This window comes from Paenibacillus sp. J31P316 (assembly GCF_056269105.1).
In genome coordinates this window covers 195,885-211,154 of sequence record NZ_JBWDNI010000008.1, presented here as the reverse complement: position 1 = coordinate 211,154, position 15,270 = coordinate 195,885, and the positions used below count along the sequence as shown (strand labels likewise).

7 protein-coding genes are annotated in these 15,270 nt (G+C 58.0%); all 7 read left to right on the top strand.

The window, feature by feature from the left end; translation table 11 throughout:
* The first annotated feature begins 16 nt into the window (after nt 1-16).
* On the top strand, nt 17-1,723 hold the full coding sequence (locus AC0YNU_RS22160; protein WP_475760686.1) for an extracellular solute-binding protein: 1,707 nt from the start codon (nt 17-19) through the stop codon (nt 1,721-1,723).
* A gap of 85 nt (nt 1,724-1,808) precedes the next feature.
* Nucleotides 1,809-2,708, top strand: coding sequence for an ABC transporter permease (locus AC0YNU_RS22155; protein WP_475760684.1), 900 nt, complete (start codon nt 1,809-1,811; stop codon nt 2,706-2,708).
* An 11-nt stretch (nt 2,709-2,719) separates the two neighbouring features.
* Complete coding sequence (locus tag AC0YNU_RS22150; RefSeq protein ID WP_475760682.1) at nt 2,720-3,604, top strand: carbohydrate ABC transporter permease; 885 nt, start codon at nt 2,720-2,722, stop codon at nt 3,602-3,604.
* A 175-nt stretch (nt 3,605-3,779) separates the two neighbouring features.
* Entirely contained in the window at nt 3,780-6,149 is a 2,370-nt protein-coding gene (locus AC0YNU_RS22145; RefSeq protein WP_475760680.1) for a carbohydrate binding domain-containing protein, read from the top strand.
* A gap of 96 nt (nt 6,150-6,245) precedes the next feature.
* Nucleotides 6,246-8,333 (top strand): glycoside hydrolase family 36 protein, encoded by a 2,088-nt coding sequence (locus AC0YNU_RS22140; protein ID WP_475760678.1) that lies wholly within the window; start codon nt 6,246-6,248, stop codon nt 8,331-8,333.
* 113 nt (nt 8,334-8,446) lie between these two features.
* Entirely contained in the window at nt 8,447-14,032 is a 5,586-nt protein-coding gene (locus AC0YNU_RS22135; protein ID WP_475760676.1) for a sugar-binding protein, read from the top strand.
* Between the two features lie 174 nt (nt 14,033-14,206).
* Nucleotides 14,207-15,265, top strand: a complete 1,059-nt coding sequence (locus tag AC0YNU_RS22130) for a zinc-dependent alcohol dehydrogenase (RefSeq protein ID WP_475760674.1) — start codon at nt 14,207-14,209, stop codon at nt 15,263-15,265.
* The last annotated feature ends 5 nt before the right edge of the window (nt 15,266-15,270 follow it).

Sequence of the window (15,270 nt, the reverse complement as noted above, 5' to 3'; positions counted from 1 at the left end):
ATAGGGGGAATTAGAAATGCGCAAAGAGTTAATCAAGTCGGCATCCGTGCTGCTTGCCGCGACGTTGGTGCTCGCGGCTTGCTCCAAGGCGGACAATGGCAAAACGCCGGCTCCGGCCGACAACCAAGCGTCGACATCGGACAACGGCAATGCCAAAAATAATGAAACAGCGGCACCTGCGGACCCGATGGCGAAGTACGATCCGCCCGTCGAGATCAAGGTCGCCTGGCCATCGAGCCAAGCCTGGAAATACCAGACGGGGGACAGCCTGGACAACAACGTCTGGAGCCGGGAGTATCTCGATAAGCTCGGCATCAAGATCAAGACGGACTGGACGGCCGAAGGTGGACCGTCGGGCTATGACCAGAAGATGAACGTGGCGATCGCTTCGGGAAGCCTGCCCGACATGTTTTGGCTCAACCCGCTTCAGCTCAAGCAGCTGGTCGACGCCGGGCAGCTGGCGGATCTGACCGAGGCGTACGACAAATACGCCACGCCGCTGACCAAGAAGATCATGGAGAGCGACGGCGGTCTTGGTCTTGGCACCGCGACGTTCGACGGCAAACTGATGGCGCTTCCAAGTCTAGGCGCAACGTTCTATTCCCCTAGAGTGCTGTGGGTGCGCACCGATTGGCTGAAGAAGCTGAACCTGCCCGAGCCGAAGACGATGCAGGACGTATTCGCGATCTCGGATGCCTTCACGAACAAGGATCCGGACGGCGACAACAAGAAGGATACGTACGGACTGGGCCTGAGCAAGGATTTGTACAACGGCGGGATTGCCTTGCTCGACGGATTCGCGAACGGGTACCATGCTTATCCGACGATTTGGGTCAAGAACGAAGACGGTACCGTTACCCACGGCAGCACGAGCCCGCAGATGAAGGCGGCGCTGGCCAAAATGCAGGAGCTGTACAAAGCAGGCCAGATCGATCCGGAATTCGGGGTCAAGGACGGCGGCAAGGTCGGCGAATCCATCGCGGCCAACAAGCTTGGCATGTTATACGGCGAGAACTGGCTGCCGTATTATCCGCTGATCGACGCCATGAAGCAGAACCCGGAGATGGAATGGAAGCCGTTCGCGCTGCCGTCCATCGACGACCAGCCCGCCAAGGGCGGCGCAGGGCTCCCGCTCGGACCTTACACGGGCGTCAGCAAAGGATACGGAAGTCCGGAAGCCGCGATCAAAATGCTGAATATGCAGGTCGAGAAATTCTACCAGGAACCGGTTGATCCCAACTCGCCCTTCAATGTCGTCATGCAGGGCGAAGACCGGATCGAGAATTATCACTTCGCCTTCGTAGGCACGGGCGCAGGCGGCGATATCGTCGCGGATTCGGTCCGTCTGCTCAAAGACGCGATCGATAAGGACGACCCCGAAATCGCCAAGAAGATGCTGGCGGAAACCGATAAATTCGAGCCGATCCGCGAGTACACGAAGACCAAGAAAATGGAGTTCTGGCCGCAGGCAATGCAATTCGAAGCCTTCAAGGTGATGCTGGGCTACTATGACAACAAGCTGATCGAGACGAGTCCGTTGGCCGGCCAGACCGAGTCGATGGGCGAGAAAGGCGCTGCTCTGGAGAAGCTCGAGAAGGAGACGTTCACGAAAATCATCATGGGAGCGGCCCCGATCGACGATTTCGATAAGTTCGTCGCGGATTGGAATAAAATCGGCGGCGATCAAATCACGAAGGAAGTCAATGCACTGGTAAACAAATAGTTCGCAGCATGAGGTTCGGGAAGGCGAGGGACGATCAATCCCGCGCCTTCCACCGATTAATAGCAAGAAGGCGGTGCAAAGAGAGATGACAGCATCAAAATGGTGGAGAGAGTGGCCGCTGCACATGATGGTTTGGCCGGGTTTGATCTTCGTGCTTATATTCAGCTACACCCCGCTCGTCGGGCTCGTGCTTGCTTTCCAGAAATTTTCTCCCTTCAATGGCTGGTTCGGGTCGCCGTGGGTCGGATTCGCGAATTTCCATACCGCGTTCACGCTGCCAGGCATCGGTCAGGTCATGTGGAATACGGTCTTTATCGCATCGATGAAAATTATCGCGGGGCTCATCGTTCCGATTATCATCGCGCTCTTGTTGAACGAAGTGAATCGGTTGTTCATTAAGCGAGGAATTCAGACCTTGATTTACTTGCCTCATTTCTTGTCCTGGGTCATCCTAGGAGGCGTTCTTGTCGATATCTTGTCGCCGACGGAAGGCATCGTAGGCTCCGTGCTGCAGAACTTCGGCATCAAGCCGATTTACTTTCTCGGCAGCAACCATTGGTTTCCGAGCGTGCTCGTCGGTACGGACGTATGGAAAGAATTCGGATTCAATACGATCGTATATTTGGCTGCCATTACGGGCATCAACCCCTCTCTCTACGAAGCGTCAATCGTCGACGGGGCGGATCGTTGGAAGCAAACGTACCATATTACGCTGCCGGGCATGAGACCGATTATCGTTCTGCTCGCCACTCTTAGTCTCGGAAACGTGTTGAATGCCGGTTTCGATCAGGTATTCGTGCTATATAGCCCGTCCGTCTATCAATCCGGGGATATTTTGGATACGATGATCTTCCGAATGGGGCTGGAGAATTTCCAATACAGTCTCGCCACGGCAGTCGGGTTATTCAAATCGGTCGTTTCCTTTATCCTCATCTCGGTATCCTATTGGCTGGCTTACCGCTTCGCCAACTATCGCATTTTCTAGAAGGGAACGCTGTGATGCTTAAACTATCCATGGGAAGACGCGTGTTTCTATCTTGCAACTATGTGTTTCTGATCGGGCTGTCGCTGCTGTGCTTGCTGCCGTTCGTCAATGCCGTGGCGATTTCCTTCAGCGAAAGTTCGGCGGTCGTCGCGGGCAAAGTAAGCGTTTGGCCGGTCGATTTTACGCTCAGCTCCTACAAATATATTCTGAATAGCCAGATTTTTCTGCAAACGTTCGGCAATACGCTCGTCAGAGTAGCGCTCGGTACTGGCCTCAACATGCTGATGACTTGCCTGCTGGCCTATGCCTTGTCCAAGGAAAAACGTTCCTTGAGCTTCCGGACCTTCTACGTATGGATCTTCGTCGTCACGATGTTGTTCAACGGGGGACTGATTCCCTGGTATATGACGATCAAGGAGGTCGGCATTCTGGATTCGGTCTGGGCGCTCGTGCTGCCCGGCGCGGTTCCCGTCTTCAATGTCATCCTGCTGCTGAACTTCTTCCGCGGGCTGCCTCGGGAATTGGAAGAGTCGTCGTTTATCGACGGCGCGGGCCACTGGACGACGCTATGGAAGATTTATCTGCCGATCTCGACGCCGGCGCTCGCGACGATTCTGCTGCTGACGATGGTCGGACATTGGAATTCCTGGTTCGACGGACTGATCCTGATGAACAAGGTCGAGCATTATCCGTTATCCAGCTATTTGCAAACCGTCGTCATTCAGATGGACTTTACGCATTTGGACCCGAAAGACGTGCAATTGCTGGGCATCATCTCGGATCGTACGAGCAAGGCGGCCCAGATCGTGCTTGGCGCGCTTCCGATCCTGCTGGTTTACCCGTTCCTGCAGCGCTTCTTCGTCAAGGGAATCGTGCTCGGCAGCGTGAAGGAATAACAAGCGTGACGTCTGCCCGGGCAGACGAATCAAGGCTTGCAGCAACGGGGAAGAGGCTGCAAGCCTTTCATTTGGGGAGGTGATGCTCGCACACGTATCCGCTTGCTAGGACAGTTGCCGCAACATGCTTTCAAGCAATGGACATGACAAATTCAGAAAAGCAAAGGAGATTGTTATGAAGAAGAAATGGCTTGCGATGCTGCTGGGAATGGCGATGATGCTGCCGTTCCTCCCAACCCATTCCGCGCTTGCGACCCCTGCGGGCGTGGCGAATATCGGCGTTTATCATTGGGATCGGCAGCCGGGACAGATTACGGATTTTTCGCAATGGATCAATGGAAGCGCATACTTGGCCGAGGATTTCCTAATGAATTCGAATTGGAGCCAGTTGGAAGGCGCGGACCGTCTGTCGTATTGGCAGGGCACGCCTTGGCAGAACAAGATGGTTTGGGCCGCTTATCCGTTCCCGAACGGACAAGGCACGCTTAAGGACGCGGCAACGGGATCGTACAATTCGCATTACTACCAACTTGGCGTGAATCTGGTGAACGCGGGCATGGACAACGCCATCATCCGATTCGGTCACGAATTCAACGGCAACTGGTACGCTTACTCCGTCTTCAAAGACCCGGACGGCGTGGCCGCGGGCGAAGCGCGATTCGCGGAGAGCTTCCGGCAGTTCGTCACGACGATGCGCTCGGTGCCGAACCAGCATTTCAAATTCGTCTGGAATCCGACCGTCAACATCTGGGGCGTCAACTTGGCGAATGCCTATCCCGGCAACAGTTACGTGGACGCGGTCGGCATCGATACGTACGACCAGTGCTGGGACGCCAATACGTATCCGTATCCGGCCGGAGCGACGCCTGCCGAACGGTTGACGCGTCAACAGAACGCATGGACGGCGAACTTGTACAATAACAACTGGGGTTTGAACATGCTCGCCGACTTCGCGGATACGAACGGCAAGCCGATCGTCATTCCGGAATGGGGCATCGCGGAGCGCGATGACGGCCAAGGCGGCGGGGATAACCCGTATTACGTGGAACAAATGTACAACTGGATGAACACGCGCAACGTCATCTGGAACATCTATTTCAACGTAGCGGCGGGAGACGGCAACCATGATCTGTACGACGCCGTCAAATTCCCGCAAGCATCGGCGAAATTCCAGCAGCTGTGGAATCCGTCCGGCATCACTCCGACTCCCCGCCCGGCCAATCCGGCGGTAACGTATCCGGCTGGAACGGTATTCAAGGAGGCGGAATCGGGCACGTTTACGCAGCCGGCGGGCACGCAGGCGAGACCTTACGGCAACCCGTGGGCATCCGGCAAGCAGAATGCCTCGCTCTTCTTCCCTGGATCTGCGGTATCGATTCCGAATGCGCCGGCAGCCAGCAGCCTGATGGTTCGCTACCAGGCTCCGCCGGACGGCGATATCTATGTATCGGTCTACGTGGACAATGTCCTGAAGGCTTCCCACGTCAAGCTGCCTGCCGTGGACCGCACGCTGCAGACGACGTACCGGGTGCTGACGGTCCCGGTCGCGGTTCCGTCCGGCAGCACGGTGAAATTCCAGATCGACGCGAACGATGATCAAACGCCGAACGGCGTATGGGATGCCGTCTATCTGGACAACGTCGGCTTCGTGCCGTCGTCCCCTCCGGCCGGTGGAACGGCGCACAGCGGAACCTGGTCGGCCAAAGCGGTGCTCGGCTCCGGCTCGAATTGGAAGTATATGGTCCAATATCCGGTCGTGACGGCGAACACGTCCTATACGGCAAGCGCCTGGTTGAAGGGGAGCGGCCAAGTGACCCTGCGCGTATTGGATGCTTCGAGCTGGTCGCCGATCGCTTCGCAAACCTTCACGGCGACGAGTACGTGGACGCAGGTGAGCCTGCCCGTCAACAGCGGCAATCGGACCCAGGTCATCTACGAGCTGATCGACGATACCGGCTCGTCCGGTACGCTCTATATGGACGATGCTTATCTTGGCATCGGCACGAGCGGTACGAACCTGCTGAGCAATCCGGGCTTCGAGAGCGGCAATAACAATCAATGGAGCGGCGATTGGGGCTCGATCTTCTCCATCATTCAAGATACGACCCCGCCGAGCAACGCCCACGCCGGAACCTGGGCAGCCAAAGCGGTGCTCGGCTCCGGGACGAATTGGAAGTACATGGTGCAGTATCCGGTCGTGTCGACGAATACGTCGTATACGGCGAGCGTCTGGCTGAAGGGAAGCGGGCAAGTATCGCTTCGCGTGCTGGACGCGTCGAACTGGTCGGAGGTCGCTTCGCAAACGTTCATGGCGACGAACACGTGGACGCAAGCGAGTTTCTCCGTCAATAGCGGAAGCAGGACCCAGCTAATCTATGAGCTGATCGATAATACCGGCTCGTCCGGAACGCTTTATATGGACGATGCCTATCTGGGCATCGGCGCGAGCGGCACGAACCTGCTGAGCAATCCGGGCTTCGAAAGCGGCAATAACAATCAATGGAGCGGCGATTTCGGCTCGATTTTCTCCATCGTTCAACCGTAACGTCCTCAATCCTTCTCTCCCCTGAGATCGCGGCATGGCTGCTTTCGGGGGAGAGAAGCTTTCTAGTAAACAATTGCAAGGGTGGAGAGATTCGATATGGCTGGCAGAAGAATAGAACACACCGAGGGCGAGCTGCGGCTCGTAGTTGAAGTCGGCGACGATCAAGCGGTCAAGCTGCTTCACTTTGCCCCTTTTCAATACGAAGGGGAGGAACTGGACGACAAATCGTACGCGAACCGGCGGATCGTAGACGTTCACTGCACGGGCGAGAACGGCTTCATCCACCATGGGCTGAAGCATGTCGGCACATTGCCGGGCGGGCGATTGAAGTACCGGTCGCATGAGCTGAACCGTCTTGAAGGCGGAAGCCGGCTGAGCATCGAACAATTCGACGAGAAGACGGGCATGGTCGTCATCAGCCATTATCGGTTCTATGAAGGACGCCCGCTGGCCAAGTGCTGGACGGAGCTAAGGAACGAAGGGCCTGAGGAATTGCCGGTCGAGTATGTCTCTTCATTTGCTTATAACGGGGCGGGCAAGGAAGGCAAGAAGCTGTGGGACGAGAAAATGCGGCTGCATATCCCGCGCAATTCATGGTGCGGCGAGGTGCAGTGGCAGAACCATACCTTGCCGGAGTGGGGACTTTCTCGCGTGTTCCATCATTCGGTGAACCGTTTGTTGGTCAACTCCCAGGGAACGTGGTCGTCTTACGAACATATGCCGATGGCGGTCCTGGAGAATACGGAGGCCGGCTCTTGCTTGTTCTGGCAAATCGAGCATAACGGCTCCTGGCACTGGGAGGTCAGCGATGCGGAGGTCAACCAGCTGTACGTCCGGCTGAGCGGACCGAGCGAGAACGAGAGCCATTGGACGAAGATGCTGCAGCCGGGCGAGACGTTCGAGTCGGTACCTGTTGTCGCCGGCGCGATTCGGGGCGGTTTCACGGAAGCAACGCAGCAATTGACCGGGTATTTGCGGCATGTCCGCCGTCCGGCCGAAGATAATCGCAGGCTCCCCGTTATTTTCAACGACTTCATGCATGCCTTATGGGGCAATCCGACCACCGCCAAGCTGGTGCCGTTCGTCGATGCCGCCGCCGAGTCGGGCTGCGAGATCTTCTGCATCGACGCCGGATGGTACAAGGACGGCCTGGGCGAATGGCTTCCGGCAGACGACAGGTTCGAGGGCGGGCTCGGGGCGATGATCGGCTACATCAAGTCCAAGGGCATGGTGCCGGGGCTATGGCTGGAGCTTGAATCCGTGGATACGGTCAGCCCGCTGGCGGAGAAAGCCGGGGATGATTGGTTCTTCCGCAGACGGGGAAGACGCGTCGTGGACGCGGGCCGTTATCAGCTCGATTACCGTCATCCGGAAGTCGTGCGCCATGCGGACGAGACGGTCGACCGCCTTGTCCGGGAATTCGGCATCGGCTATTTCAAATTCGATTACAACCAGAACGCGGGCATCGGAACGGATGCCGACGCGGACAGCGCGGGCGACGGGCTGCTGGCGCACAACCGGGCTTATCTGGCTTGGGCGGAGCGCTTGTTCGAGCGCCATCCGAATCTCATTGTGGAAGCATGCGCAAGCGGAGGCATGCGGATGGATTACGCGACGCTCTCCAGATTCAGCCTCCAGTCCGTGAGCGATCAGATGGACTATCGATTAATGGGCATGATCGCCGCGGCAAGCCCGTCCCTTGTTCCGCCGGAGCAGGCGGGGGTGTGGGCATATCCGTTGAAGGAATCGGACGACGAAGCGGTTATTTTCAATATGGTCAACGTCATTCCGTTTCGCATCATATTGGGCGGGCAGCTGCATGAAGTCAGCGAGACGGGCAGGGAGCTCGTGCGCGAAGCCATCGGCTATTACAAGACCGTCCGGGAATTCCTCGCCGAAGCCGTCGCTTACTGGCCGCTCGGCATCGCGACCGCGTATAGCGACTGGGCCTGTCTGCAGCTGGTCAAGGGCAATCGCGTCCTGCTTGCCGTCTGGCGGCTGAACAGCGATACGGCGGAGATGGCGATACCGCTTCCGATGCTGCAAGGACGCGAGCTTTCGCTCACAGGCGCTTATCCGGCTTCAGCGGTCGAGACGATCGAACGGTGGGATCGCGAGTCCGGCGTGTTGACGGTGAAGCTGCCGCAGGCTTACAGTGCGCGGATCATAGAAGCGGCGTTCTAAAAGCGCGGTTAACATACTGATTTGCGGTCGATGCGGAGCAACCCTCGTTTGAAAAGATCTTCAACCTGTATCGCTTTTTAATAAAAGCAAGTACAAACAAGGAGGCTTCGAACGTGAAAAGAAAGCTCTTCGCGCTCATGATGGCGCTTGTCATGCTGCTGCCCATGAATCTAGGGTACGCGAATGGTGCCGAGACCGAATCGGACAGCGCCCCGTCAGTATTATCCGGCGATCTCGCGCACAGCGGAACCTGGATGGCCAAAGGGATACTCGGTTCGGGAAACAACTGGAAGTATATGATTCAATATCCGACGGTTACGCAGCAAACGAATTACACGGCAAGCGTCTGGCTTCGGGGAAGCGGTCAAATCTCCCTGCGGATGCTGAACGGCAATTGGCAGCCGATCGCTGCGCAGACCTTTACGGCGACGGACGAATGGACGCAGGTCAGCATGAATTTCGACAGCGCCGGCGAGAGCTTGATTTTATTCGAACTCATCGATAATGCCTATACGACAGGCACGATCTACGTCGATGATGCCTATCTGGGTACCGGCGATAGTGGGGCGGCCAATTTGCTGGCGAATCCGGACTTCGAGAAGGGGAACCGCGACTGGCAGGGAGATTGGGGTTCCGTCTTCACGATCGCGAAGGATGCGTCGACCCCTCCGCCGAATCCGTCGACGGAAGGCGCGAAGAATCTGGGAGTCTACCATTGGGACCGGCAGCCGGGGCAGATTACGGATTTCTCGGAATGGATCAACAAGAGCGCCTACGTGGCCGAGGATTTTCTGCTGAATCAGAATTGGAGTCAGCTGGAAGGCGCGGACCGGCTGTCCTATTGGCAGGGCACGCCATGGCAGAACAAAATGGTCTGGGCCGCCTATCCGTTCCCGAACGGACAAGGAACGCTCAAGGATGCGGCAGCGGGATCCTATAACTCGCATTACTACCAGTTGGGCGTCAACCTCGTAAACGCGGGGATGGATAACGCCGTCATCCGGTTCGGTCACGAATTCAACGGCAATTGGTACGACTACTCCGTATTCAAGGATCCCGACGGCGTACCCGTGGGCGAAGCGAGGTTCGCGGAGACGTTCCGGCAGTTCGTCACGACGCTGAGATCGGTGCCGAACCAGCATTTTCAATTCGTCTGGAATCCGACCGTGAATATCTGGGGCGTGGACCTGGCGAACGCTTATCCCGGCAACGACTACGTGGATGCCGTAGGCATCGATACGTACGATCAGTCGTGGGACGCCAAAACGTATCCTTATCCGGACGGGGCGACCGCTGCAGAACGATTGACGCGTCAGCAGAACGCCTGGACCGCGAACTTGTATAACAACAATTGGGGACTGAAGATGCTCGCGGACTTCGCGGATGCGAACGGCAAGCCGATCGCCATTCCCGAATGGGGGATCGTGGAGCGCGAGGATGGCCACGGCGGCGGGGATAACGCGTACTACGTGGAGCAGATGTACGATTGGATGAGCACGAACAACGTCATCTGGAACGTCTATTTCAACGTTCCGGCGGGCGACGGCAATCATGACCTGTACGATACGGTCAAGTTCCCCGAAGCCTCGGCGAAATTCCAGCAGCTGTGGAATCCGTCAGGCGTCACGCCGGATCCGCGAGCTGCCGTGCCGACGGCGACATATCCGGCGGGAACGGCCTTCTTGGAAGCGGAAGCGGGCGATTTCACGCAGCCGTCCGGAACGCAGGCGAGACCTTACGGCAACCCGTGGGCATCCGGCCGCCAGAACGCATCGCTGTTCTTTCCTGGAGCGGCGGTATCGCTCGCGAATTCGCCGGAAGCGGGCGGTTTGATGGTTCGCTACCAAGCTCCGCCTGACGGGGACATCTATGTGTCGGTCTACGTGGATAATGTACGAAAGGCATCCCATGTCAAGCTGCCTAATGTGGACCGCACGCATCAGACGACGTACCGTGTGCTTAATATCCCTGTCGCGGTGCCGTCCGGCGGCACGGTGAAATTCCAGATCGATCCGAACGACGACCGCACGCCGAACGGGGTCTGGGATGCCGTCTATCTGGATAATATCGGCTTCGTGCCGACAAGCGAGATCGGCGGCGTCGATTGGGGAGACGCGGGCGACGGAGGCGGCAATCCGCCATCTTCGCAGGCACCAGACGCGCATAGCGGCAGCTGGTCCTTGGAAGGCGCGATGAGCGGAACGCCGACCTACGCGGGACCGAATCAGAACGTGACGCTCGAAGCGGGTCACACCTACCGTTTCGGCGCATGGCTGAAGGGCAAGGGCGATGTGGCGCTTGTTCTGCATAAGGGGGATTGGAGCGGCGTTTTAGCGTGGAACAAGCACACCGCGACCGAGGACTGGGCAGCCGTCGGCAACGAATTCACGGTGCCCGAGGGCGCTTCCGGCACGTACCATGCGCAGATTGCGGACGTCGACGGAAGCGGCTCGCCCGCGACCGTCTACGTCGACGACGTGTCCGTTCGCGAGGGAGACGGGCCGAATCTGCTGGACAACGCGGATTTCGAGCAGGGGGATACGGGGGCTTGGGTTGCCGGAGGTCCGTTCCGGATCAAGAATCAGACCGTCGTGCCGCTGGAAGGCGGATTCGTGGACGACGATTTCTCCGCGACGCTCGAGAAGTCGGGCAATATCGGCATCGACGGAAGCAACGCGGCTTCCTTCGGAGGGGATACGGCCCGGTTAACGCGAACGTCGCCGGACGATGGCTATGTCGTCTACAAGACGGCTTACGACATCTCTTCGTTCTCGATTCCGAGCTACAATTGGTCGGATCGGAAGCCTTCGCCGCTGAAGGCGCTCGTATCGGCGGACGGCGTTACGTACGCGGAAGTCGCGCTGGAAGCCTATAAGTTCGCGAACCCGGCTTCGGGCAGCTGGCCCATGACCGTCTACGAGGCTTACGGCATTCCGTCCGGCAGCCGGTACTTGAAGATCGTGCTGCCCAACAACGGCGAGAACGGCGAAGGCTGGGCCACGCAGGTCGCGAGCGTCGCGGTCAACGTGAACACCGCTCCCGTGAAGGCCGATCCCGGGCCGAAGAAGATCGACGGTCCGATCGAGGTGAACCTGACGACGCGGACAGAGGGCGCCAGCATTTACTACAGCTTGGATGACGGTCAGGAGCTGGCCTACGACGGCCCGATCGACATTCAACATACGACGCATCTGACCGCCTACGCGAAGAAAGACGGCAAGCGGGACAGCCTGAAGCAGACGTTCTCCTACACGTCGGCGGCGGACGAGATCGTGGATACGTTCGGCCAGATCAAGAGCGCGGCGTTCGCGGGGAAAGTGACGAGCGAAGCGCAGCTGCAGGCCGACCTTGCCGCAGACCAAACGTACTATGACGGCTTGACCCCGCCGGAGCGGGATAGTTACGGCGGGCTTCCGGACAGCAAGGCCAAATACGGGCTGACGCAGACCGGTTTCTTCCATACGCAGAAGCTGAACGGCAAGAGCGTCATGGTCGATCCGATCGGCAATCTGTATTTCAGCTTGGGCGTGAACGGCATCGGCTACGTCGGCGAGACGTACACGCAGGTTACCGGCCGCGAGTACGCCTACGAATGGCTGCCTCCCTACGAGAAAGACGGAACCTACGCGACGGCTTATCTGGATCCGAACGGGAACAACTTCTCGTACTATGTGGCCAACCGGATTCGGAAGACCGGAGAACCTTTCGATCAGGAAGCGTATTATTACGAGAGCGTAGACCGGGTCAAGAAATGGGGCTTCACCGGAGAAGGCGCATGGTCGACGGAGAACTACGGCAGAAGCATCAATTTCCCGAGCGTTGGCTGGCTGTCGCTGCCGAGCGCGCCGATTCCGGGCAGCGGCCTGTACGATATTTTCAAGCCGGGGCTGGCGGCCGAGATGGATGCGGCATTCTCGGGACTAGCCGCCCGGAAGGACGATGCGACTCTGGTCGGTTACATGTTCGGCAATGAACTGCCGTTCGACCAAATCAAGAAGGCGATCCCGGCGGCTAAGGCCAGCGAGGCCGGTTCGAAGAAACGATTGGTCGACATGCTGAAAGACAAGTACGCCGGAGACATCGCGGCATTCAATGCGGCGTGGTCCGAGTCCGCGGCAAGCTTCGACGCGTTGTACGAGAAGAGCCTTGCCGTGACGACGGATGCCGCCGTCAAGGATATGGATGCGTACACGCAGATTTATCTCGACGCCTATTACGGCACGGTAGCGGCTGCCTTCCGCAAAGCGGATCCGAACCACATGATCATCGGCGACCGCTGGCTCGCTGGCGTGATGAACGACGATAAGCTGCGAGGCTATCTGGCTACGGCGGCAGGAAAGTATTTGGACGTCCTCACGTACAACTACTATACCTATGATCTGAATCTCGACCGGATCAAGACGATGTACGAACAATCCGGCGGCAAACCGATGATTTTCTCCGAATTCCATTACGGCGAACCTACGGAGGGACTGACGTTCGGCGCGCGGATGGCGGATAACGAGCATGACAAAGGACTGATGTACCGCAATTACGTCGAGAAGGCGGCCGCTTCGGGTTACGTAGTCGGCACGCATTGGTTCGCTTATCTGGACCAAGCGCCGACGGGAAGGTGGTTCCAGGGCTTGAACGGGGAATCCGGCGCCATCGGACTGCTGAACGTCGCGGATCGTCCGTATAAGGATTTCCTCAGCTCGGTCATGCAGACCAACTACGGCATCTACGATCTGGTGCTCGGCAACAAGCAGCCTTATCAATATGCGTTCACGCCAGGCCAGGGCGAGCGGGACGATCATAAAGTGCTGAACGCGCCGAAGGCTGCCGCTCCGATCGTCATCGACGGCGTGCTGGATGCGTCCTGGCCGGCTGGCCAAACGATCTCGTTCACGGATCTGGACCGTGTGCTCGGTACGGGCAAGCCGGGCGTATCGGCCGATATGCGGTTGGCATGGGACGCGAACAATCTGTACGTGTACGCGCATATGATCGATTCCACGCCGATGACGAACGTCAACACGGGTGAATGGATATGGGACGGAGACGCGGTCGAGATCTTCGTCGGCCCGGATAACGTGGAGCAGGGCGGCTCCATTCAATTAAAGGATACGCAGCTTGTGCTGGCAGGCGCCTTGAAGGACGGCGAGCCCCAATATTATTGGTATAACGGCGCGCAGCAGAAGCCGGTCGACATGGCCGTCGTCAAGGATAGCGATGGCAAAGGCTATGTGATCGAAGCCGCGATTCCGCTGGCGAGTCTGAACGTGACCGACGCGAAGTCGGGCAAGGAAATCCGATTCGACATCGGCTTCGACGACGCGGGCGTCAAGAACCGCGAGCGCCAGTTCATGTGGAACGGCGTGGACGGCAATGCCCAGAACCGCGAGAAATGGGGCAAGGCAGTGCTGCTCGGCGAGCCTGCGACGGCTGCAAGCGTAGCAGCGGGAATTACGGCGATCGCGGCTCCCGCGAAAGGCGCGACGAAGCTGACGCTTCCGACCGTTCCGCAAGGGTACACGGTTGCGATCGTCAGCACGAGCAAGAAGAACGTGATCGGTCTGGACGGCACGGTATCTCCTTCCGGGAACGACAAGGCAGTCGATCTCGTGCTGGAAATTACCCGCACTTCGGACGGCAGCAAGGCTCGGACGGGTACCCTCACCGTCGTTGTTCCTTCTAAGCACGACGGCAAAGACAAATAAGCGCAGCTTCGAAATGGATCGGGGTCGCCATTAAGATTCGCGCGATTCCAGCAGAAGGCGGCATTCGGCCTAACATCCGAATGCCGCCCATTACCCATGCCGATACGTCCCGACAGGGACTTATCAATAGACTTATCCATAATGGAGCAATCATTCAATCGGAGGTTGAACGACATGAAGATCATGGTATACGACGGGCCAAGGCAGCTACGCGTGGAGGAAGCCGCTTCGCAGCCCTTGGGAAGCGATCAGATTCGCGTGAAAACGATGTATTCGGGTATCAGTCACGGCACGGAAATGAACGTTTATCGGGGAGTGGCCCCGTTCTTCAGAAGAAAAAGCGATTACGACGTTCGGTTGTTTGTCGACGCCGAGCAGTCGGACACCTGGGAATATCCGATTCGCAGCAGCGACCCCGGCGTCTGGTACATGGGGTACGCGAACGTGGGCAAGGTCGTCGAGGTCGGAAGCGACGTGAAGCAGTTCGAAGCTGGGGATATCGTCTATTCGGACGCGCCCCATCAATCGGAATACGTGAAACGGGCAGACGGAGGGGTCGTCAAGCTGCCGCCGGACATCAAGCCCGAGCACGGCATCATGTTGACGAACCTGATGACGACGTATAACGGCATTCTGGATACGAAGATCAAACTCGGGGACACCGTCGTCATCTCGGGTCTCGGGCTCATCGGCCAGCTGCTGCTCCAAATGGCCAAGCTGTCCGGCGCGTTCAAGGTCATCGGCATCGACACCGTGGAGAAACGACTGCAGACGGCGCTGGAGAACGGGGCGGACCTCGTCTTCAACCCGCTGGAATGCGACGATGTCGCGTTCGCGATCCGCAAGGAGACGGGGAATAAAGGCGCAGACGTCGTGATCGAGGCGACGGGCAATCACCGCGCGCTTCATCAGGCGATTCGAATCGCCGCTCCCGATACGGTCATAACCGCCATGGGCTGGTACCAAGGGCCGGCGACCGACATCGATTTCTCGGAGGAATTTCACCATAACCGGGTCACGATCCGTTCCTCGCAGACGAACGAGATCAATCCGGAAATCCGCCATATGTGGAATCATGACCGCAAGCGCCAAGCCTGCGTCGACCTGCTCGGCAAGCTCAAGCTCGATAACTTGATCACGCACCGCATTGCCTACGATCAAGTCGCGGACGCGTATGCCATGGTCGATAATAAGCGCCCCGACGTGATTCAGACGCTGCTTGTATACGAATAATCGAG

Excerpts from the sequence above, each read along its gene's own strand:
- AC0YNU_RS22160 (WP_475760686.1), top strand. The coding sequence starts at position 17 with ATGCGCAAAGAGTTAATCAAGTCGGCATCCGTGCTGCTTGCCGCGACG.
- AC0YNU_RS22130 (WP_475760674.1), top strand. The coding sequence starts at position 14,207 with ATGAAGATCATGGTATACGACGGGCCAAGGCAGCTACGCGTGGAGGAA.
- AC0YNU_RS22140 (WP_475760678.1), top strand. The coding sequence starts at position 6,246 with ATGGCTGGCAGAAGAATAGAACACACCGAGGGCGAGCTGCGGCTCGTA.
- AC0YNU_RS22145 (WP_475760680.1), top strand. The coding sequence starts at position 3,780 with ATGAAGAAGAAATGGCTTGCGATGCTGCTGGGAATGGCGATGATGCTG.
- AC0YNU_RS22155 (WP_475760684.1), top strand. The coding sequence starts at position 1,809 with ATGACAGCATCAAAATGGTGGAGAGAGTGGCCGCTGCACATGATGGTT.